Origin of the sequence: Enterovibrio makurazakiensis, from assembly GCF_050336585.1 — a bacterium.
Classification (GTDB): domain Bacteria; phylum Pseudomonadota; class Gammaproteobacteria; order Enterobacterales; family Vibrionaceae; genus Enterovibrio; species Enterovibrio gelatinilyticus.
The window spans coordinates 77,657-97,863 of the sequence record NZ_JAKJSE010000004.1; the positions used below are offsets into that span (position 1 = coordinate 77,657).

The 20,207-nt window shown below is 46.2% G+C and carries 22 protein-coding genes and 1 tRNA gene; 17 read left to right on the plus strand and 6 right to left on the minus strand.

Features of this window, described 5'->3' with window-relative positions; all coding sequences use genetic code 11:
- Positions 1-77: 77 nt before the first annotated feature.
- Entirely contained in the window at positions 78-1,502 is a 1,425-nt protein-coding gene (gltX, locus tag L4D06_RS00395) for a glutamate--tRNA ligase (protein WP_429737489.1), read from the plus strand.
- A 63-nt stretch (positions 1,503-1,565) separates the two neighbouring features.
- Here the strand turns inward: gltX and L4D06_RS00400 are convergent, their stop codons facing one another.
- Entirely contained in the window at positions 1,566-1,742 is a 177-nt protein-coding gene (locus L4D06_RS00400) for a hypothetical protein (protein ID WP_429737490.1), read from the minus strand.
- A gap of 676 nt (positions 1,743-2,418) precedes the next feature.
- On the opposite strand from L4D06_RS00400, the gene L4D06_RS00405 reads away from it, so the two are divergent.
- The gene (locus tag L4D06_RS00405) at positions 2,419-3,456 is read left to right on the plus strand and encodes a porin (RefSeq protein ID WP_429737491.1); all 1,038 of its coding nucleotides are present in this window, start codon (positions 2,419-2,421) and stop codon (positions 3,454-3,456) included.
- 163 nt (positions 3,457-3,619) lie between these two features.
- Here L4D06_RS00405 and L4D06_RS00410 read toward each other — a convergent pair.
- Both L4D06_RS00410 and L4D06_RS00415 read right to left on the minus strand, forming a co-directional pair.
- Positions 3,620-3,695: transfer RNA gene (locus L4D06_RS00410), tRNA-Arg, on the minus strand.
- 80 nt (positions 3,696-3,775) lie between these two features.
- Positions 3,776-4,909, minus strand: a complete 1,134-nt coding sequence (locus L4D06_RS00415; RefSeq protein ID WP_429737492.1) for a flagella assembly protein FlgT — start codon at positions 4,907-4,909, stop codon at positions 3,776-3,778.
- Between the two features lie 204 nt (positions 4,910-5,113).
- Between L4D06_RS00415 and L4D06_RS00420 the strand changes: the two genes are divergently transcribed.
- Complete coding sequence (locus L4D06_RS00420) at positions 5,114-5,749, plus strand: FlgO family outer membrane protein (protein WP_274163390.1); 636 nt, start codon at positions 5,114-5,116, stop codon at positions 5,747-5,749.
- Positions 5,750-5,766: 17 nt separating this feature from the next.
- Positions 5,767-6,195: an LPP20 family lipoprotein gene (locus tag L4D06_RS00425; protein WP_274163389.1), complete on the plus strand. Its 429-nt coding sequence runs from the start codon at positions 5,767-5,769 to the stop codon at positions 6,193-6,195.
- Between the two features lie 231 nt (positions 6,196-6,426).
- Here L4D06_RS00425 and L4D06_RS00430 read toward each other — a convergent pair whose 3' ends face one another.
- The 3 genes from L4D06_RS00430 to flgA form a co-directional block, all read right to left on the minus strand.
- Entirely contained in the window at positions 6,427-6,858 is a 432-nt protein-coding gene (locus tag L4D06_RS00430; RefSeq protein WP_274163388.1) for a flagella synthesis protein FlgN, read from the minus strand.
- An 8-nt stretch (positions 6,859-6,866) separates the two neighbouring features.
- Positions 6,867-7,178, minus strand: a complete 312-nt coding sequence (gene flgM / locus L4D06_RS00435) for a flagellar biosynthesis anti-sigma factor FlgM (RefSeq protein WP_274163387.1) — start codon at positions 7,176-7,178, stop codon at positions 6,867-6,869.
- 85 nt (positions 7,179-7,263) lie between these two features.
- The gene (flgA, locus tag L4D06_RS00440) at positions 7,264-7,962 is read right to left on the minus strand and encodes a flagellar basal body P-ring formation chaperone FlgA (RefSeq protein WP_274163386.1); all 699 of its coding nucleotides are present in this window, start codon (positions 7,960-7,962) and stop codon (positions 7,264-7,266) included.
- Positions 7,963-8,093: 131 nt separating this feature from the next.
- Between flgA and L4D06_RS00445 the strand changes: the two genes are divergently transcribed.
- From L4D06_RS00445 to flgK, 13 genes are all read left to right on the plus strand, one after another.
- Complete coding sequence (locus tag L4D06_RS00445; RefSeq protein WP_429737493.1) at positions 8,094-9,026, plus strand: chemotaxis protein CheV; 933 nt, start codon at positions 8,094-8,096, stop codon at positions 9,024-9,026.
- Positions 9,027-9,032: 6 nt separating this feature from the next.
- Positions 9,033-9,860, plus strand: coding sequence for a CheR family methyltransferase (locus tag L4D06_RS00450; protein WP_274163384.1), 828 nt, complete (start codon positions 9,033-9,035; stop codon positions 9,858-9,860).
- Between the two features lie 199 nt (positions 9,861-10,059).
- The gene (gene flgB / locus L4D06_RS00455; RefSeq protein ID WP_274163383.1) at positions 10,060-10,455 is read left to right on the plus strand and encodes a flagellar basal body rod protein FlgB; all 396 of its coding nucleotides are present in this window, start codon (positions 10,060-10,062) and stop codon (positions 10,453-10,455) included.
- A 3-nt stretch (positions 10,456-10,458) separates the two neighbouring features.
- Entirely contained in the window at positions 10,459-10,875 is a 417-nt protein-coding gene (flgC, locus tag L4D06_RS00460; RefSeq protein ID WP_028024752.1) for a flagellar basal body rod protein FlgC, read from the plus strand.
- Positions 10,876-10,892: 17 nt separating this feature from the next.
- Positions 10,893-11,645 (plus strand): flagellar hook assembly protein FlgD, encoded by a 753-nt coding sequence (locus L4D06_RS00465; RefSeq protein ID WP_274163382.1) that lies wholly within the window; start codon positions 10,893-10,895, stop codon positions 11,643-11,645.
- A gap of 21 nt (positions 11,646-11,666) precedes the next feature.
- Positions 11,667-12,974: a flagellar hook protein FlgE gene (gene flgE / locus L4D06_RS00470; protein WP_274163381.1), complete on the plus strand. Its 1,308-nt coding sequence runs from the start codon at positions 11,667-11,669 to the stop codon at positions 12,972-12,974.
- Positions 12,975-13,180: 206 nt separating this feature from the next.
- Positions 13,181-13,930, plus strand: a complete 750-nt coding sequence (locus L4D06_RS00475) for a flagellar basal body rod protein FlgF (RefSeq protein WP_274163380.1) — start codon at positions 13,181-13,183, stop codon at positions 13,928-13,930.
- Positions 13,931-13,946: 16 nt separating this feature from the next.
- Complete coding sequence (flgG, locus tag L4D06_RS00480; protein ID WP_028024756.1) at positions 13,947-14,735, plus strand: flagellar basal-body rod protein FlgG; 789 nt, start codon at positions 13,947-13,949, stop codon at positions 14,733-14,735.
- A 15-nt stretch (positions 14,736-14,750) separates the two neighbouring features.
- Positions 14,751-15,536 (plus strand): flagellar basal body L-ring protein FlgH, encoded by a 786-nt coding sequence (flgH, locus tag L4D06_RS00485; RefSeq protein WP_274163379.1) that lies wholly within the window; start codon positions 14,751-14,753, stop codon positions 15,534-15,536.
- 27 nt (positions 15,537-15,563) lie between these two features.
- Entirely contained in the window at positions 15,564-16,655 is a 1,092-nt protein-coding gene (locus L4D06_RS00490; protein WP_274163378.1) for a flagellar basal body P-ring protein FlgI, read from the plus strand.
- A 2-nt stretch (positions 16,656-16,657) separates the two neighbouring features.
- Positions 16,658-17,656 (plus strand): flagellar assembly peptidoglycan hydrolase FlgJ, encoded by a 999-nt coding sequence (flgJ, locus tag L4D06_RS00495; RefSeq protein ID WP_429737494.1) that lies wholly within the window; start codon positions 16,658-16,660, stop codon positions 17,654-17,656.
- Positions 17,657-17,707: 51 nt separating this feature from the next.
- Positions 17,708-18,169 carry a hypothetical protein gene (locus tag L4D06_RS00500; RefSeq protein WP_429737495.1) on the plus strand — a complete coding sequence of 154 codons (462 nt, stop codon included), beginning with the start codon at positions 17,708-17,710 and terminating at the stop codon, positions 18,167-18,169.
- Between the two features lie 160 nt (positions 18,170-18,329).
- On the plus strand, positions 18,330-20,207 hold the full coding sequence (gene flgK / locus L4D06_RS00505) for a flagellar hook-associated protein FlgK (RefSeq protein ID WP_274163375.1): 1,878 nt from the start codon (positions 18,330-18,332) through the stop codon (positions 20,205-20,207).

Sequence of the window (20,207 nt, forward strand, 5' to 3'; positions counted from 1 at the left end):
CAACCAATGGTGGTACAATGCTCCCCTCAAAATCGTAAATTTCCAACTCGGAATCTCAAACTAATTAAGGCAGCAAAATGACGGTCAAAACACGTTTTGCACCAAGCCCGACGGGCTTCTTGCACGTTGGTGGTGCTCGCACCGCACTATACTCGTGGCTTTATGCTAAACATACTGGCGGAGAGTTTGTCCTTCGTATTGAAGACACTGATATCGAGCGCTCAACTCAAGAGGCCATTGATGCGATTCTTGAGGGCATGGAATGGTTAGGCCTGGATTGGGACGAAGGGCCGTACTATCAGACAAAACGTTTTGATCGCTATAACGAAGTTGTTGATCAATTGCTTGCTGAAGATAAAGCATACAAGTGTTATGCACCAAAAGAGCTTCTCGATGAGATTCGTGAAGAGCAAATGACCGCAGGCCTGAAGCCACGATACGATGCAAGCCATCCTCGAGTGATCGCTGCAAACGCTGAAGCGACTGAGAGCTCTCCTTTCTGTATTCGCTTCCGCAACCCTAAAGAAGGGGCGGTGGTATTTGACGATAAAATTCGTGGTCGCATTGAAATTGCAAACAGCGAATTGGATGACTTAATTATTCGTCGAACTGATGGCAGCCCAACGTATAACTTTTGTGTTGTGATTGACGATTGGGACATGGGTATTACCCAGGTTGTTCGTGGTGAAGATCATATCAACAACACCCCTCGTCAAATCAATATCTACAAAGCAATTGGCGCTACAGTTCCTGAGTTTGCACATTGTTCAATGATTTTGGGTGATGACGGTGCGAAACTATCGAAGCGCCATGGTGCTGTAAGTGTTATGCAATATCGTGATGAAGGTTACCTACCGCAAGCTTTGCTTAACTACTTGGTTCGTTTGGGTTGGTCTCATGGTGATCAAGAAATCTTCTCTTTAGACGAAATGACTAGCTTGTTTAGCCTTGAATCAGTCAGTAAATCGGCGTCAGCGTTTAACACAGATAAGTTACTTTGGCTAAATAACCATTACATTAAGAGTGCTGAGCCAGAGTACGTTGCGAATTATCTGCAATGGCACCTCGATCAAAAATCTATCGATACTGCAAACGGTCCTGCAATTACAGACGTTATTGGTTTGGTGGGCGAGCGTTGCAACACGTTAATTGAACTCGCTGAACAAAGCCGTTACTTCTATCAAGACTTTGACGAGTTCGATGCAGGAGCAGCGAAGAAACATCTTCGCCCTGTTGCTAAAGAAGCTCTTGAACTTGCACTTGCTAAAGTTAAAGCCTTAAATGACTGGACTGTGGAAAATCTCCATGCGGTGATCGCTGATACATGCAGTGAGCTTGAACTTGGTATGGGTAAAGTAGGTATGCCTTTACGTGTCGCTGTTACAGGTCAAGGGCAATCCCCATCAGTTGATTCTGTAATGACTTTGTTAGGAAAAGACAAAGTTGAGGCTAGAATTGCTAAGGCGCTTAGTTTTATTGAAGAAAGAGAAGCAAAGTCCTAGAAGCCTAACTCTATGAAAAAGGCTGCCCAAGCTTGGGCAGCCTTTTTTTATGCTGCAACACTGTCAGTCACCGCGCATCATTTCGTGGTTATTAACGCAAACCCAGAAATTATTAGCCGCAGCGCAATATTGCATCGCATCTTTTGAGACTACGACTTGCTTGCCTTCAAGAACATAAGCCGAAGCCCCTAAACTAACCGAAAGTAACATCGCCGTGAGAATGGTATAAAAATATTTCATTATTGACCTCATGATCATCTAGATAATTTGAAACGTTAGTAAAGACTAATAATTGGTCTTTACACTCAAAATGTAGATGCTCATCATATTTTTTGTTGATAAATAAGAGCGTTACACTTTTTGGTGAGAACCTTAACCGTGTTTTTGATTGGAGAGGGCTGCGCCCCTTTTTTGACTAGACAGCTTAGTTTTTCATGTATTTTTTGGCGTTAAATAAACGTGCTGTAGTAAGCGTTATAAGTTTTTAAGATGCTTGCTGGAATTCAATGTCGGTTATGCATTGAAGGAGGTTATTTTTCGCCATCACTCCCAAGTGCGAACCACGTCAAAGTTATTCCATCGTTCAAATTAAAAAAACTAAAAAACAATGCTCATTTTTGGCATGAACCACCCGCTCGGTCACTATTGCCAGCATAAAGATAAAAAAAAGCTGATGTTATTGTTTTTTATGTTTTCATAACCTCTTGATTTTATTTGTTTTATTGTTTTTTTGTTTGCTTACTTTGACCATGTTCAAACTTCAACTCTTACGATGTTTAATTATTTGAGAAAAAAATTATCCTTCATCTCGTTGATAAACATAATCAATCTGCGTTCATATATCCCTGAGCTTGGCGGCCAACTTTAAGCTTCAGTAAATATATAGAGCGACATATTTTTCTGTTAGGAGTTTTCCATGAGCAAATTTTTTAAACGTTCTGTAATTGGCTCTGCAGTTGCAGCAGCAGTTTTGGCATCTACAGCGGCTAACGCATATGTAGTTGCACAAACTGATGAGAGTTCAGTTGAGCTATACGGTGTAGTATCAATCTCAGCTGTTGACTACGGTACAACTGATAGCACCTTCGCTCTTGAAAATGAATCACGTGTAGGTTTTCGTGCTTCACAAGTAATGACTGATTCTGTTGAAGCTTTTGTTCAAATGGAATCTGGTTGGATGTTGGATGACGGTGCAAAAGTTGGTAACCGCGATACGTTCGTTGGTATGCGTGGCGATGATTGGGGTCAAGTGCGTTTTGGTCGTATGCTGACTCCAATGTATGAATTGGTTGACTGGCCATACAGCGCATCAAACATGGGTACAACTTTTGACCGTGGCTGGCGTGCAGGTGAGCGTTTCCATTTTGACCGTAAGAGCCAACAAATCCGTTATGATTCAGCGAAAATTGGCGATATGGCTAAATTCTCTGCTTCTGTAGGTAACGGTAGCAAAAACACTCCAGATTCTAAGTTCTACGGTGCTAGCTTCTCTATCACTCCGGTACAAATGGTGTCACTGCATATCGCAATGGAAAACACTACCGACACTGATTTTGACGACAACGCGGTTGGTGATACTAACAACTTGTTCGCTGGTTTCGAACTTCGTCCTATCGACAACGTGATGATTGCTGGTGCATACAAAACTGGTGAGTTTGATAAAGACGCAGCAAGTGCTGGTAATGGCTACAACACTCGTGATATTGATGCTTTCTCTCTACAAGCTAACTACTACATGGGTGCAACTAACTTCCGTATCGGTTACGCGTCTCAAGACGGTGAGACTGATGGCGCACAGGATGACTTCCTAGAGCGCGAAACAATCACTGGTGAAGTTGGTCATAGCTTTAATTCTGTATACACCTTCCTACGTGTAGCACAGCAAAGCGATGCTGCTGGTAGCAAATACGGTGACGATACAATGATCCGTATCGGTACTGAGTGGTACTTCTAATCTCCAATTAGTTGTCCTTAGATACAAACGGGCCTTTATGGCCCGTTTTTCTATTTGTGGCAAAAGAAAATCGATAGCCAAACGATATGCAATTGGTAAAAGGATAATAGAGTTAGAGCAAGTGATAGGTGTCAATAAGTGAGGCGTATTGCGGTGTGAAAAATGGCGCTCCCACAGGGACTCGAACCCCGATCGATCGCTTAGGAGGCGACTGCTCTATCCTGTTGAGCTATAGGAGCGAAAGGCGCTGCAGTGTTGTAAGCAAGCGCCGGACGATCAGTATACCTAAAAGAATCTTGAGGTTAAGGCTTTCATGACGCTATAGCGCGTGTTTGGTCACCATATCACCAATTTGTATGCTTGGACTTAACTCTGGCGGCGAAACAGAGATTTCTGCGGAGCTTTCATAAACCCGAGTGACAGTGAGTTTCATTTCACTTTTACGAAGTTGAGTTCGGTTGACGCCATATTGATCCGTGAAAGATGCATTGTGCCAAAGTGCTAATTCATCACCGTATTTCACGCCATGAACGCGACCGGCACTTATCTGCCCAGTCTGACCATTAATGGAAACCACTTCTGGGGTGCTTGCGCGACAAGAAAGGTTACTTTCTAGATCGAGCAAAATATTGCGGCTCACACGTTGTGCCATTTCTCCATAGGGCGACGTCCAAAACCTTGCCGTTTTGGTATCCACTTTGCTATGACGTTCAAATGGCCAGGCGGCAATGTCTCGATAAATATTTTGATATATCACTTCACCGGATTTTCCATCCAGTACATCGATAGACATGGCTAATTGACGATTAGTCTTGTCTTTTGCCAGCACTTTTTCATCAAGCGTTGCCGACATGTCCGTAATTGATCCAATCAGAACGTATTGAGCGCCAGTGTCTTCGGCGATCATAGCGGCAACATCTGGCTGAGTCGGGGAGACATTGTGTGGTGTGATCCCTTGAGCGACAAAGCTTTGTGCTTGGGTTTCAAATTGGCGTTGAAGTAAAACCGTGAAATCATCACCAAACTGAAAAATGCCGCCCAATGCCGCTTGCTGTGGAGATACAATATCGAATCTGCTCATGAGCAGCCCTTTCTTGTATTGGTTCTTGTGGCAAGCTTTTGCCGTTGGATAGATATCAATGCGTGCCGTCAATTTCATGACACCGCGGCGGTCTTTGGTATCAAGTACTTGAATGTGTCGAATTTCATTGCCGCTGAATTGGTAATCACTTTTAGATTCAGCCAGGTAAGGGCGGATTTCTGCCAGCCCGGCAATGTCGGCACCTGAATACTTTAAAGCCTGAAAAATCGCATCTTCAAGTGCGCGTTCTCTCGCTTGTTCTGTGCTTTCCAAAATGGTACTGGTGCCCGTCACTTCATACCACGCAGCGTTTGCGGCGGCACTGGCCAACGCCATACAGGTGACTAAAGGCGTAATGATTTTTTTGCGCATGACCCTGACTTCCAATAGTAGGTACAAAAATTGCTAGACCAGATAACATCGCGGAAAAAGCGGCAATGCGGTTAACAATGACAGTCAAAATATAACCTCATTGATGCAAATTATGTTCCTAAAAGTTGAAACTTTAAATTTGTTATCGTTTCTTCTCGGTTGAGCCTTATGCCAACCCTAAAACGTGTCCGGAGCCAGACAACGATGAAAAACTGGATAGTGATATTACTGAGTCTTGCAACCGCTTCTTGCGCTTACAACCCTATTTATAACGGTAAAGAACCGTATGCGGGAAGTGAGTTTTTGTTGCAACAAACGCCAAGGCATACACTGGATTACTTCCTCGACGGTCTTGCTAACGAATTGCTAGAAACCAACAATTATCTCACGGCGAGAACACCACTGGCGGTGGTGTCGTTTGTTGATGTTGAAGAAATGAATCAAACCAACTGGCTGGGGAACTCCGTCACTGAAGGAATGATTTATCAAATGCAGCGACGTGGTTTCACACTCATTGACTTCAAGAATACGGGCACAATACGTGTGACGGAAGACGGTGATTTCTCGTTAAGCCGAGATTGGAAAGAACTGCACCCAGAACAGCAAATTGACTATGTACTAACGGGCACTATGCTTCGCCAAGGTGGCGGTGTGCTTGTCAATGCGCGAATTGTTGGTATGCGCTCACGTGTTGTGGTTGCATCGGCACAAGGCTTTTTGCCTGCAGAACGTATTGGTAGAGATATAGATACCTTGAGAAAAGTGCGTATCGAAGATGGCGTGATTATTCGCGGCGATCAAAGAAAGCACTTACCTGATACTATAATTTTGAAACCTTAATGGTTCATGGAGACACAATGAAGATTTGGTTATCTTTGGCCATGCTACTGATGATTTCTGCATGTCAGCCAATTACTCAAATGCGCTCAGAAGAACTGTTGTCAGCGGTGGGTACGGCGTCGATCAGTTCGCAACGTGGTGACACTTTTGAAGAAAAACAATTTCGTGCCATGCGCGCCTCAAAACTCGAGGCCTATAAAGAATTGTCTGAACAAGTATATGGCATTCGAGTAAGCGGCCTAACGCAAGTTGATGATCAACAGCTTGGGCAAGATCGAACGCATGGTGCTTCTGACGGAATTATCCGAGCTGCAGAAGTGATAGCGAGCTATCAAGTCGGCGATAGCTACGTGACAGAGCTAGAACTAAATCTGCGCAAAATGAACAAGATGAAAGAGTATGGCGAATCTCATCATGTTCCACGTAATGATGCGATTATCTTCTAGTACTAAGGTTACTGCTGATACCCGCGACCGATCTGTGTGATTTAACAAAGCTGCTTATGGCAGCTTTTTCTTTATCTGTTAGCTTAACTTTGGGGATCAGTAGCAGGTAAACGTTCACATCGTCTTTTATGAAGTGCCAAACGATTCAATGGTTTTGTAGGATTAAAAAGTGCGTGCTGGAAGGGGGCCGAGTGTAGGAAAGCTGTGTGGCATCGGATGAATCCGGAAGGGTTAGGCTTTTACATTGGTTCCAAGAGTACGACTGCCAGAGGCTTTACCATCGCTGTCGTAAGTCATTTCGTGTTTTCCTGCGGCTTCTTGGAATAGGTTTCTGAGTTTGTGGATACTGAGGTGGGCGCGCTGCAATGCAATGCCGTTGGCTTCATTGAGCTGATGACATTGTTCGAGTGTCGCTTTTATTTCATCAATGGTTTGCTTGGCATCATCAGAAGGGGCTGCTGACTCTTGGCACTTACCAATTTGAGCGTCGCAAAGCTGGATCGTCTGTATAAGCGCAAGCTTTTGTTTTGCACATGATTCGATATCTGAGGACTTTCTGGATGCTATTGCTAACGTCTCTTTTTGCATGACGTCAAGAAGCTCACTGACATTATCTGTCTGTGCTTGTAGGAATTGCTCAAAGCTTGTTGCTTGGTCAGACATGGGCAATGCTAGATTCCGCGGAAGTCATCTTCATGCTTCAACATATTACTTGCCAACTTGTCTGCATCAACTTTATACGAGCCGTTAGCAATGGCCGCTTTGATTGCCGCAACTTTCGCGCTATCAAAATGACTTTCACTGGCCATTTGTTGATTGAGGGCACCAATAGCTTTGCTCTCGTCACTCATAGAGAATGCGTCAGTGCGTTGGTTGTTAACCTGCGCTGCACCGGATTCCACTGAACTGCTCTGAGTTTTGTTTTGATTGGTTCTGTTCGTATTTATGGGTTGACCAGAACGCAAATGATCGATACTTGCCATAATAAAGCCTTATAAATGTCCGAACCTTCTGTTGCTCACAGTATCGGCTGTACTCATATGAACTTTAGCACTTAATTGCATCAAGTTAGAATTTTACTGCGACTTGGCCGACTGAGGTAATTGTACCATCCACAATCCGATTCGATTTGCTGTTACGGATTTTAATTTGCTCACCGAGAGCACCATCACTTAATGCCGTACCTTTTGCAATAATATTCAGTCCGTTACCGGACGCCGTAATAACGACTTCGTCATTCCTACATACCATGCAAATGTCGTTGCCTTGTATCGGTTCGCCAATGCCTACAACTCGTTTAATTCTAGACCCAATAATTGTGGAAGGATTTGTATAGGTCTGTCCTCGCTGAAATCGCGCGTCAACCAACTGAACAATTAAGTCACTTTGGCTAATGGTTACGCCGCGGTCCATCGGGCGTCTAGCCACAACGATGGGCGTCATGAGTCGAATTTGAACGGGTACGTAGACTTGCCAGTTGTCTTCTTTGCAGCTGACCAGCACGGTGACGCTTTTATTGAGAGACTGGCGACCAGGCACGATGGTTTGAAGAGGCGACGGGCAGTTAGATAGCGTTAATCTCGAGTCCAAATGACCCGCTTCGACTTCTAGTTTTCCGAATTCTGGTGTCGTTATAAGCGTTTCTACATGTGCCTCCGCAGCTTCTTTTACAGCTTCAAGTTGATTTACTGGAGCAGCGGCTATAATTGAGCTAAAGCCACTGAGAAATGTGCCGATAAAGAGCCAGACTAATCGTTGATAACACATATGTCTCAAATTGGTTAGTATGATAAATAAATAGCTGCAGTGTGCTTTCAACTTGCGTGCCAACATGTGGCGACAGGGAATGCGCTTGCTGCAATACGATAACAATTACAAGGCAATATGGAGTTTATCTTATGTCGGGGATTCTTGATACGGTCAATCAGCGCACACAACTTGTGGGCCAGAACCGATTAGAACTATTGACCTTCCGTTTGATGCGTAAACAGCGTTATGGCATTAACGTATTTAAAGTAAAGGAAGTTCTCCAGTGCCCTAAGCTAACGTCCATGCCAAATCTTCACCCGTTGGTTAAAGGTGTTGCTCATATTCGCGGTCAAACGATTTCTGTCATTGATATGAGTCTCGCTACTGGCGGCTTGCCGATTTCTGACCCAGAGAACCGTTTTATTATTATTTCGGAATTCAACCGTTCAACTCAGGGCTTCTTAGTGGGATCGGTTGAGCGCATTGTTAATATGCACTGGGAAGCGATTTTGCCACCACCAGAAGGTACCGGAAAATCGAACTACCTGACTGCAGTCACCGAAATTGAAGGTGAGTTGGTAGAAATTCTTGATGTGGAAAAAATCCTGAATGAGATTTCGCCTGTCAATGAAGCGATTAGTGATGAAGTGCTTGCTCAGAAGCCAGTGCTTGAAGAAGGTGGCGAAGCGGCAAACATTGTCCTCGTAGCAGATGACTCAAGTGTTGCTCGTCGCCAGGTGAAGCGTGCGGTAGAGACGATCGGTTACGAAGTCATGTTAGCGCATGATGGACGTGATGCATTGATCAAGCTTCAAGAGCTAGCAAAAGAAGGTTGTATCTACGATAAAATTGCGCTTGTTATCTCTGATATTGAAATGCCAGAAATGGATGGTTATACGTTAACCACTGAAATCAAAAAGGATCCGAATCTTAAGGATCTTCATGTAGTATTGCACTCATCTCTCAGTGGTGTATTCAATGAAGCCATGGTCAAACGAGTAGGTGCGGATGCATTTATTCCCAAGTTTGACCCTGATGAATTGAGTGCGGCAGTGATAAATGCGGTTAAAGGCCAAGAATAATAATCCATGACGAATATAGCGATCACCGAGCAAGAGTACCGTGATTTTTGTAAATACCTTGAAGGCAAATGTGGCATCGTTCTTGGTGACAGCAAGCAATATCTAGTAAGAAGCAGGCTTAGTCCGCTAATTAGTCGATATAAACTCGCGTCAATGACGGAGTTGTTTCAACTTGTGCTAACCAATCGGAACCGCGATCTTGCTGTTGCAGCCATTGATGCCATGACGACCAATGAAACGTTGTGGTTTCGCGATACTTATCCATTTGAAGTGCTTGCAAACAAGTTACTTCCAGAAGTGGCTGAAGGTAGGCGTCCAATTAAGATCTGGTCGGCGGCAAGTTCGTCCGGTCAAGAACCTTACTCTATTGCTATGACGATTCAGGAAGTTCAAGCGAGAAAGCCGGGGCTTCTGAGTAACGTTTCAATAACGGCGACAGATATTTCGTCAACTATGTTGGAAAATTGTCGTGCTGGTGTGTATGACAACCTCGCGTTAAGTCGTGGTTTATCGCCTGAACGCAAGCGTCAGTTTTTTGAAGATGCGGGTGACAGCAGGATGGCAGTGAAAGACACGCTGAAGCGTATGGTGACCTTCAAGCCACAAAACTTGATGGACAGTTACAGCATGCTCGGCAAGTTTGACATCATCTTCTGTCGTAACGTATTGATTTATTTTTCACCAGATATGAAATCACAAGTGCTGAATCAAATGGCGGGCAGCTTAAACCCTGGCGGGTATTTGTTGTTGGGCGCTTCAGAGTCGTTGACAGGTCTGACAGACCGCTTCGAAATGATTCGCTGCAACCCAGGCATTATCTACAAATTGAAGTAGTGCAGAGCAGCATGGTAAAAAGCGGCACAGAAGTTGCCGCTTTTTTTATGCCTGACATTCCTTCGCGAACGCCGTCATAGAAAGCGAATAGTCGATAATTGACTGAAATCTATGCGTATGTCAGTGACTCAAAGGAAAAAGTATAAAGTTGGCATCACTATTGCTTTTGTTTGGGTAGTAAAGTTTAGGAGGTTGCCTCATGGCGATATCGTTCGACAAAGCGCTGGGTATACATCAACACACCGTAGGGGTGCGTGGTCAAAGGGCTGAAACCCTTGCAAGTAACTTGGCGAATGCAAATACGCCGGGATATAAAGCGCAAGATGTTGACTTCGAACGCGCTCTGAAAGCGGCAACCTCTGGGGCAAGCATTGGCCTAAGCAGAACGGATGGGCGGCATATTACTGCCTCTACAAACGTTAGTGGTCAAAAAATGTATCGTATTCCAAATCAACCTGATACCGGCGATGGCAATACAGTGGATGCGCAAGTTGAGCGCAACCTGTTTATGCAAAACGCCCTTGAGTATCAGGCATCGTTGGATTTCCTTGGCGCAAAATTTAAAAACATGTCCAAGGCATTGAAAGGGGATTAATGGATGAGTCTATTTAATGTGTTCAACGTTACTGGTTCTGCGATGAGTGCAGAGTCTGTTCGACTGAATACCACGTCCAGCAATCTGGCGAACGCGAACTCTGTTAGCAGTTCTGCAGAAGAAACATATAAAGCGCGCCACCCAATTTTTGCTGCGGAATTAAACAAATTCACCGGCCAACAAGGCTCCAGTGTTCCTGTGCGTGTAGAGGGCATTGTCGAAAGCCAAAAGCCGCTTCGCGCTGAATATAACCCTGAGCATCCGATGGCGAATGCTGAAGGTTACATTTTCAAACCGAACGTCAACGTGATGGAAGAGATGGCGAATATGATTTCCGCATCCCGTTCCTATCAAACCAATGTAGAAGTCGCAGAAGCCAGTAAACAAATGCTGATGCGTACCCTACAGATGGGCAAGTAAGGTAGGAGGACGGCATTATGAATCCGATTGATGGCGCAGGTGGTGCAGGTGGCGGTAGCTACATTGACCAACTGAAAGCCCTACAAGAAAAGCAACGCACAGAGCGCGGTGATACGGGCGAAAAGGTCACAGGTCAAACCGACCTGAATCAAGAAGACTTTCTCTCGCTATTGACCAAGCAGCTTGCGAACCAAGACCCGTTCAAACCGGTTGATAACGAACAAATGATCGCGCAAATGGCATCATTCGCCACCGTTGATGGCATTGGCAAAATGAACGAGCAGTTTGGTTCATTGAACGCCGCGATGACATCAAGTCAGGCGCTTCAGGCATCCTCGTTAGTGGGTCAAGACGTGTTAGTTCCGGGCAACGGTGGTTTTAAATCAGCTGAAGGTGGCATCGCAGGCATGGTGAAACTGCCGCAAGCATTGAACGATGTCATTGTCCGAATTCAAAACGACCGAGGTGAATTGTTACGAAGCTTTAGCCTTGGTGCTAAATCGCCTGGTGACCATCGTGTTGAATGGGATGGTAAAGACGATGCAGGTCAGGCTTTGCCGGAAGGCAACTACAGCATGAATGTTAGTGGCAACATTGACGGTAAATCACAAGATTTCGAGCTTTCAACGTATGCCAACGTTAACAGCGTCCTATTGGGCAATGGTGACGGCAATGTGATGTTAAACATCGCGGGTTATGCATCTCCGGTCAAACTCACCGAAGTGCTTGAAGTAGGTAAAGCTGGCGTCAGCGGCGCGGGTAAAAGCTAAAAGGACAGAGGAGTTCCAGCAATGGCATTGAATATCGCACTGAGTGGCCTAGCGGCAGCTCAAAAAGACATGAACACCACCAGTAACAACATTGCGAACGCCAACACTTTTGGTTTTAAAGAGTCGCGTGCTGAATTCGGTGATGTCTACTCCGCGTCGATTTTCTCGAACGCGAAAACCACAACAGGTAGTGGCGTACAAACGTCTATCGTTGCACAGCAATTCCATGAAGGTTCAAGCATTTATACCAATAATCCGCTTGACCTACGAATCAGTGGTAATGGTTACTTTGCGGTGGCAAACGACAACCTTGCGACACAAACAAACCAGCTGACGCGTAACGGCGCATTCCATTTAGACAAAAACAATAACATCGTGAACTCCGAAGGGCAGTTTCTTCTTGGCTACAATGTCGACAATGAAACCTTGCAAGTGGGTTCATTTGAGCCAAAGTCCCTGAATGTGCCGGATCAATTTGGTCAGCCACGCGCGTCGGAAAATGTTGATATTGGCTTGAACTTACCAGCAGGCGGTGAAGAGAAAGATCCGACGCTGTTCAACTCCGAAGACCCTGATACGTATAACAAAGCAACATCAGCAACCATCTTTGACTCACTGGGTCAGCCGTATAAGCTCACCACTTACTACGTCAAAGACAATGTGACACCGAACAAGTGGGCGGTTTACTACACAGCAACTGATCCTACTGGCGAAAAACCAGTAAACCTAGCTGCGGGCGAGTTTACCAATGCCACGGGTCACGTTGGTCACTCGTTAGAATTTAATAGTGATGGCTCTGTGAACAATGTGAATGGTGGTCAGCCTATTCAAACGGTAGAACTTGGTGCGAACGGTGCTGGTCTCGAAATGAATGGCGCAGATGGCACGCAATCACTGACACTCAACTTTGATGACCCAACACAATACGCATCTCCATTTGAAATGCGTAAGTTCACTGAAGATGGCGCGACCACAGGCTACCTTGCAAAAGTGGATATCGATCCGAAAGGTACCATTATGGCAACCTACAGCAACGGTGAAAATGTCGCGTTGGGCCGAGTGGCAATGGTTCGTGTATCAAACCAGCAAGGCCTATCACAAGCGGGCAATACCCAGTGGAAAGTGACGCAACAGTCTGGTGCAGCAGTATGGGGCGAAGCGATGCAGGGTGCGTTTGGTCAAGTGAAGAGCGGTACGATTGAGCAATCGAACATCGACATGACTCAAGAGCTGGTGGACTTAATTACGGCACAGCGCAACTTCCAAGCGAACTCGCGTTCATTGGAAGTGGGTAACCAAATGCAACAAACCATTCTTCAGATTCGTTAATTTCACGTATTTGTTCATTGGTTCGTCTTCATTCTTTTGCCGCCCGATACTTGGGCGGCAAATCTGTTCCTAAATCGCCCTTCACTTTTGCCATTCTTCCTGAATGGAACGTTCAAAAATCACACTAACCTCTTGTAAATGCGAAGATCTACATATTGGCACCTTTCTTGCTTTGAATGATTCATAAGCGACAGGAGAACGTCTTTATGGATCGCGCACTATTTCTTGCCATGAGTGGCGCAAAACAAGACATGCAAGCCCTTCAATTACGAGCCAACAACTTGGCAAACGTAAGTACCACGGGTTTTCGAGCAGATTTAGAACAAGCCCGTGCGATGCAAGCATATGGTGAAGGCCTGCCGACGCGTGTGTTTAACATGACAGAGCGCCCAGGGCACAGCTTTGCACAAGGTTCCACCATTACCACAGGTCGTGAACTTGACGTTGCGGTAAAAGGTGACGGTTGGCTGGCAGTTCTCGATGGAACCGGGCAAGAAGGTTACACCCGGGTCGGCAACTTAAAAGTTGATCAAACAGGCATGCTGCAAAATGGTCATGGGCATTTGATCCTTGGCGAAAGTGGCGCGCCGATCTTTCTTCCGCTCCCTGTGTCAAAAATCGAGATTGGTTCGGATGGCACCGTGTCTGTATTGCCGCAAGGCGCACCACCAGACGCGATGGAAGAAGTTGACCGCATTAAGCTGGTTCGTCCTGATAACGCTGAATTATTTAAAGACAAGAATGGTGTATTCAAACCTGTGAACCCCGGTACTAACTATGCCGCGGATGCAGGTGTCACCCTTCTTACTGGTGCATTAGAAGGCAGTAACGTCAATGCCGTCAGTGAAATGACAGGTCTTATCGACCTTCAGCGTCACTTTGAAATGCAAGTAAAACTAATGAAGACTGCAGAGGAAATGGATCAAGCATCTAATTCTTTGCTGCGCATGGGTTAATTAAGAGGGAATTAGCATGCATCCAGCTTTATGGGTAAGTAAAACCGGCCTAGACGCACAACAGACCAATATCTCGACCATTTCGAACAACTTGGCGAATGCCTCAACCGTGGGGTTTAAAAAATCTCGCGCGGTATTTGAAGATTTGTTTTATCAAAACATCAATCAGCCGGGTGGTCAGTCTTCTCAGAATACGGAATTGCCGAGTGGTTTAATGCTGGGGGCGGGTGCGAAAGTGGTCGCTACGCAGCGTGTTCACACGAACGGTAATGCGCAAACGACCAACAATGCCTTGGACATGATGATCGAGGGTGACGGTTTTTTCCAAGTCTTACTGCCTGATGGCAACATTGGCTACCAGCGAAACGGTCAGTTCACCTTGAATGACGAAGGCGTGCTTGTGACCACGGGTGCGGGTTATGCCCTTGAGCCAGAAATCGTTGTTCCACCAGATGCGATTCAAGTGACCATAGGAACAGATGGCGAAGTCTCAGCAAGGCTTCGTGGTCAAACCGCTAATGCGGTACTTGGGCAGATCACTACTGTCGATTTCATCAACCCAGGTGGCCTTGAGCCAATCGGTCAAAACCTTTACTTGCCAACTGGCGCGAGTGGCGACCCGCAAGAGGGTGTCCCTGGTATCGATGGCTTGGGCAGCATTCGACAATCCATGCTGGAAACATCCAACGTCAACGTAACTGAAGAGTTGGTTAACATGATCGAAGCACAACGCGTGTATGAAATGAACTCCAAAGTGATTTCATCGGTCGACCAAATGCTTAGCTACGTTAACCAGCAGCTATAAGGGAGTAGAGCTAGGATGAAGAAATTACTGATCACAGGCTTGATGTTAGCGACCATATCGGGTTGCGGCTTGATAAACGAAGAAGCCCTGCTTGCGCAGAGTGACATTGTTCAAGGCACCACAGAGACCGATGCGGTTGAAGGGAATACTGAACAAGGCGGTGATGGTTTAATTGGCTTGCTGCGTAATCGCGAAGATGCGATCGCTGGCGATCCAAGCTGGGCGCCGCTTCATCCTACTCGTCAACCTGAACATTACACCACTGCAACTGGCTCATTGTTTAGCGTAGCTCAGGCACAAGATCTTTATGATGACACCAAACCGCGTGGTATTGGCGATATTGTCACCGTGCTGTTGGAAGAAAAAACGCAGGCGAAAAAGAGCGCCAGTAGTGATGCCGCTAAATCCAGTGACTTGAGTATGGACCCGTTAGAAATGGGCGGGAAAGAGGTCACCATTGGTGAATCTAACCTTTCTTATGCGTCAAGCCATGACAATTCAACCAGCGGTTCTACCAGTGCAGACCAAAGCAACAGCATTAGTGGTTCAATTTCTGTGGAAGTGGTGGATGTGCTGTCCAATGGCAATCTGATCATTCGTGGCGAAAAGTGGCTGACGCTAAACACGGGCGATGAATATATCCGCTTGAGCGGCACTATTCGTCCGGATGACATTAGCCAAGAAAACACGGTTGCCTCGACGAGAATCTCTAACGCTCGCATTCAATATTCTGGTACCGGCGATCGACAAGATACGCAAGATCAGGGTTGGTTGGCACGATTCTTCAATGTTGTTCTGTAAACGTAGTGACGTTGTCGGAGATTTGACGTGAAAAATTGGCTAACGCTTTTATTGATTACTGTACTGGCAAGCCCTATTGCCCAAGCTGCTCGCATTAAAGATGTGTCGGAAGTCGCTGGTGTGCGTAGCAACCAGTTGGTCGGATACGGCTTGGTGGTTGGCCTTGCAGGTACAGGAGAAAGCACGCCTTTTACCGATCAAAGCTTTAACGCGATGCTGAAAAACTTTGGCATCCAGTTACCCGCGGGCACTAAACCAAAAACAAAAAATGTCGCGGCGGTAGCTGTGAGTGCCGAACTGCCCGCATTTTCGAAACAGGGTCAAAAGATTGACATTACCGTGTCTTCTATCGGCTCAGCGAAAAGCTTACGCGGCGGTACCTTAGTTCAAACCTTTATGAAAGGTCTTGATGGAAAAACCTATGCCATCGCTCAAGGTAACTTGATTGTGGGTGGCTTCAGTGCAGAAGGTGCTGATGGTTCGTCCATTGTAGGAAACACACCGACAGTAGGGCGCATTACCAATGGCGCAACGGTTGAGCAAGAAGTGCCTAGCCCGTTTGGTCGTGGCGACCACATTACATTCAATTTATTTGAATCTGACTTCACGACAGCGCAGCGCATGTCTGACTCGATCAACAGTTTCTTAGGGCCAAATACGGCTTCAGCCATGGATTCTATGTCCGTTCGCGTCAGAGCACCTCGTGATCTATCTCAGCGTGTTGCGTTTCTGTCGACGATTGAAAATCTCGAGTTTGAACCCGCAGATGGCGCTGCAAAAATTATCGTCAACAGCCGAACTGGCACCATTGTTGTTGGGCAAAATGTGCGCCTTCGCCCTGCTGCGATCACCCATGGTGGTATGACGGTCACGATCAATGAAAACTTACAAGTGAGTCAACCGGGTGCTTTCTCGGGGGGAGAAACGGTTGTCGTTCCAGATTCAGGTGTGGAAGTGACAGAAGAAGATGGACGAATGTTCCACTTCAAGCCAGGGGTGTCTTTGGACGATCTCGTTCGTGCCGTGAACGGCGTGGGTGCTGCTCCCTCTGATCTGATGGCGATCTTGCAAGCATTGAAGCAAGCAGGCGCTATTGATGGCCAACTGATAGTGATTTGATCATGAAAACACCATTAGATACTGGATTTATCCATGACATCAGCCGTTTAGATATCCTGCGTCAAAAAGCCGCAAGTGGAGAGCAATCGGATGATGCAATGCGTGCAGCGGCAGAGCAGTTTGAAGCTTTGTTTACGCAGATGCTGTTTAAGTCTATGCGCCAAGCTAACGAAGCGTTCGAGTCTGATCTCGTTGATAACCGTACCTCCAAGTTCTACGAACAAATGGCTGATGAGCAGCTTTCCAGTGCCTTGTCTCGTGAAGGTTCATTGGGGCTTGCTGACTTGATTGTTCAGCAATTTAAAGGATCACAAGGCAGTGAGCCGATGGATGCGGGGGAGAATACCGCCAGTGATCGTATTCAACTGGGGCAGGTACCACCGATAGCGCTGCCATTGGCAGAAAAAAATCCCAATGCGCAACCGGAAGATACTTTCAATCTGCTTGATAGACCAACAGAAGAGGCATTGATTCCCAGCCCGCATATGTTGGCACAAAGAAATGCCGCCCCAAAAGTGGCAGAAAGCAAACCCTTTGAAACGCCAGATGAATTCGTTGAACGGCTAACGCCTTATGCGCAAAAAGCAGCTCGAGCGTTGGGGACTGACCCTGCGATTTTGATAGCGCAAGCAGCGCTTGAAACAGGTTGGGGCAAGAAAGTGATTGCGAATGCACGAGGCAGCAGCCACAACCTGTTTAACATCAAAGCTGATCCGCGTTGGGAGGGCAGCAAAGTGGCCACTCAAACGTTAGAGTTCCACAATGATATTCCGGTTCAGGAAATGGCATCATTCCGTGCATATTCGTCATATGAGGATAGCTTTAATGATTATGTTCGCTTCCTGAACAAGAACCCTAGGTATTCAACGGCACTGCAAAGTACTGAAAAGCCGGAATCGTTTATTCGCGGTTTGCACCAAGCAGGCTATGCAACCGATCCACAGTATTCAGACAAAGTGATGAGTGTTTTTGATCGTGTGAAAGGGATTATGCAACAATAAGCAACTACACTCTTATTGATTGTTACCTCCGCCGACAATAGGAATCCCTTGATGACGGAACCCCAACGACGTATATCTGAGCCTGATAAACAGCGAATTGAAGCCAAGCAATCGCTCAATGAAGTTGGCTCTCTTCGTCGTGATCCCTTTATTCGCTCCTTTCTAGAGAAAATTCCGGCAGATGTGGCATCAACGTTTACTGAATCGCAGCTATTGCAAGTGAAGTTGATGTATGGCACGCGAGGAAAGGCTAGCCATGTTGTTGACATACGCACTGTGCTGGGTGGCTTCGGTTGGAATTACTATTTGGTATTGCTGTTTGGTCGCAACCGACGTGAATTATCGAGAGCCGAACAAACAGCAGCGAATGCATGGCGCGTCATCTTACTGCTTGTGGGTAGTTTTGCCCTATTTTCCATGGGGATCGTCGCGTTATATATACTCAAATCCTTGGCGGGTATCGATTTACTGCCGCAATTTTCTTTTGGCTTGTGGACTTGGCTCTCCTCCTAACGGCAAGCTCTTGCCAGTCTTTGAATAAATTACATCATTATTGCCAGTATTTTATTCTATCTATCAGATAAATAAGAAATAAATATCATGGCATGATTCTTGAATTAAAAGGTCAATACACACTTTTTGTAGGTTATGCATTTTTGCATACGGAGGCAGAATGGGGTTTGATCTGCTATCGCTCGGTTCCCAGGGCGTATTAACAGCACAGCGTCAACTCAATACAACGGGTCACAACATCTCGAATGTGAATACTGAAGGCTATAGCCGACAGTCCGTTGAGCAGCGCTCCAATGATTCTGCCTATTGGTCTGCTAACCAATGGGGGCAGGGCGTTCATGCTGCTGCCGTTAGGCGTAACTACGACAAATTTGCTGTCAACGAACTCAATATTGCCACTTCTTCGCTTTCTCATGCCGCGACTCGCAACAGCCAGCTCACTATGCTTGATGACATGATGTCGCATTCGGCTAAAAAAATACCAGAGAACATGAATGAGTTTTACGGTGCGGTTAAAGGTCTTACCGATAGCCCGAGTGACATGGGGGCACGTAAAGTGGTGTTAGAGAAATCTCGTCTTGTGTCTGCAGGTTTGAATGACATCAACACGGCACTGCAAGCGCAGGAAATGGATACCACAGTTGAAATTGATGCGACCTTGACCCGTATGAATGACATTGGTCACGAGATTGTTGATATTCATAAGGCGTTGTTGAAAAGCCAATCGGTCGACAACGATTTACTAGATCGCCATCAGCGCTTGATCAATGAGTTGTCCGAATTTACCCAAGTGAGCATCAACCAAAGAGATGATGGCCTTTACAATGTCATTATTGGCAGCGGTCACACCTTGGTTTCTGGCCTTCACTCCAGTGAACTTCGCACCGTTCCTGGTGTGCCGGATCATCAGAAACGACGATTAGCCTTGGTTGAAGGTAAAGCACTAAAACCGATTGATAACGACGATATACGCGGCAAGCTTGGCGCCATGTTTGAGTTTCGCGATAAGACATTGGGGCAAGCGCGTGATGAGCTTGGGCGATTGGCTGCAGGTTTTGCTATGTCAATCAACGATCTCCAGCGCCAAGGTTACGATCTTAGCGGTAATGTAGGTAGCGATATTTTTGTGGATTTCAACAGTGAAGATATCGCTCGAGATCGTGTGATAAAAAGTCCGGACTCTACCGCAGACATGAAAGTGTATATCGGTGATTTGTCGAAACTTAAGATTGGAGATTACCAATTAAAGTACGACGGCAGTCAATACACCTTGGTTGATCCCGACAAAAACACCATGTCGGTAGCGCCATCAGGCACACCACCGACCATCAGTGTTGATGGCCTCAACATCCAACTCGACACCGGCTTAGCGGCGGGTGAACGAGTGATCATTCGACCTGTGCGTCAAGCGGCAGGCCAAATTGGCGTGACGATGGAAGACTCGGCAAAAATTGCCGCACAAAGCTACGTCAGTTCGAAGTCACAATTAACCGGACAAGGGGATTTGAAAATCCTCCAGCCCGGCGCACAGCAAGAATTTCAGGTCGCTATTTCACCGGATGCTTCTCAGTTTGCCGTTCTTGATATGAAAGGTAACATTTTGCTCTCTCCACAGTCTTACCCGCCAAACACACCCGTGAATGTGAATGGGACAGTGTTTGAATTGACTGGAGGGGCTGCACCAGAAGACATTTTCTCGGTCAGCCTTGTTCCTGCTGACGGCGAAAACGGTAACTTGATCCGTATGCAGAAATTGCAGACTCAAAAAATGATGGATGGCGGACGTTCGAGCCTGATCGATGTGTACGAAGGTCTCAACACCGATTTAGGGGTGCAAAAAGCCTCTTTTGTTCGTCTTGAGGATGTTAGCCGTGTTGAGCATGATGCGGCATCAGGGCGTGTTGCCGAAATCTCAGGGGTCAACCTTGATGAGGAAGCAGCCAATATGATGAAGTTCCAGCACGCGTATATGGCGTCGTCTCGAATCATGACGGCGGCAAATGAAACGTTTGAAACCCTGCTAAATGCAACCCGATAA

Excerpts from the sequence above, each read along its gene's own strand:
- gltX (WP_429737489.1), top strand. The coding sequence starts at position 78 with ATGACGGTCAAAACACGTTTTGCACCAAGCCCGACGGGCTTCTTGCAC.
- L4D06_RS00400 (WP_429737490.1), bottom strand. The coding sequence starts at position 1,742 with ATGAAATATTTTTATACCATTCTCACGGCGATGTTACTTTCGGTTAGT.
- L4D06_RS00405 (WP_429737491.1), top strand. The coding sequence starts at position 2,419 with ATGAGCAAATTTTTTAAACGTTCTGTAATTGGCTCTGCAGTTGCAGCA.
- L4D06_RS00415 (WP_429737492.1), bottom strand. The coding sequence starts at position 4,909 with ATGCGCAAAAAAATCATTACGCCTTTAGTCACCTGTATGGCGTTGGCC.
- L4D06_RS00420 (WP_274163390.1), top strand. The coding sequence starts at position 5,114 with ATGAAAAACTGGATAGTGATATTACTGAGTCTTGCAACCGCTTCTTGC.
- L4D06_RS00425 (WP_274163389.1), top strand. The coding sequence starts at position 5,767 with ATGAAGATTTGGTTATCTTTGGCCATGCTACTGATGATTTCTGCATGT.
- L4D06_RS00430 (WP_274163388.1), bottom strand. The coding sequence starts at position 6,858 with ATGTCTGACCAAGCAACAAGCTTTGAGCAATTCCTACAAGCACAGACA.
- flgM (WP_274163387.1), bottom strand. The coding sequence starts at position 7,178 with ATGGCAAGTATCGATCATTTGCGTTCTGGTCAACCCATAAATACGAAC.
- flgA (WP_274163386.1), bottom strand. The coding sequence starts at position 7,962 with ATGTGTTATCAACGATTAGTCTGGCTCTTTATCGGCACATTTCTCAGT.
- L4D06_RS00445 (WP_429737493.1), top strand. The coding sequence starts at position 8,094 with ATGTCGGGGATTCTTGATACGGTCAATCAGCGCACACAACTTGTGGGC.
- L4D06_RS00450 (WP_274163384.1), top strand. The coding sequence starts at position 9,033 with ATGACGAATATAGCGATCACCGAGCAAGAGTACCGTGATTTTTGTAAA.
- flgB (WP_274163383.1), top strand. The coding sequence starts at position 10,060 with ATGGCGATATCGTTCGACAAAGCGCTGGGTATACATCAACACACCGTA.
- flgC (WP_028024752.1), top strand. The coding sequence starts at position 10,459 with ATGAGTCTATTTAATGTGTTCAACGTTACTGGTTCTGCGATGAGTGCA.
- L4D06_RS00465 (WP_274163382.1), top strand. The coding sequence starts at position 10,893 with ATGAATCCGATTGATGGCGCAGGTGGTGCAGGTGGCGGTAGCTACATT.
- flgE (WP_274163381.1), top strand. The coding sequence starts at position 11,667 with ATGGCATTGAATATCGCACTGAGTGGCCTAGCGGCAGCTCAAAAAGAC.
- L4D06_RS00475 (WP_274163380.1), top strand. The coding sequence starts at position 13,181 with ATGGATCGCGCACTATTTCTTGCCATGAGTGGCGCAAAACAAGACATG.
- flgG (WP_028024756.1), top strand. The coding sequence starts at position 13,947 with ATGCATCCAGCTTTATGGGTAAGTAAAACCGGCCTAGACGCACAACAG.
- flgH (WP_274163379.1), top strand. The coding sequence starts at position 14,751 with ATGAAGAAATTACTGATCACAGGCTTGATGTTAGCGACCATATCGGGT.
- flgJ (WP_429737494.1), top strand. The coding sequence starts at position 16,658 with ATGAAAACACCATTAGATACTGGATTTATCCATGACATCAGCCGTTTA.
- L4D06_RS00500 (WP_429737495.1), top strand. The coding sequence starts at position 17,708 with ATGACGGAACCCCAACGACGTATATCTGAGCCTGATAAACAGCGAATT.
- flgK (WP_274163375.1), top strand. The coding sequence starts at position 18,330 with ATGGGGTTTGATCTGCTATCGCTCGGTTCCCAGGGCGTATTAACAGCA.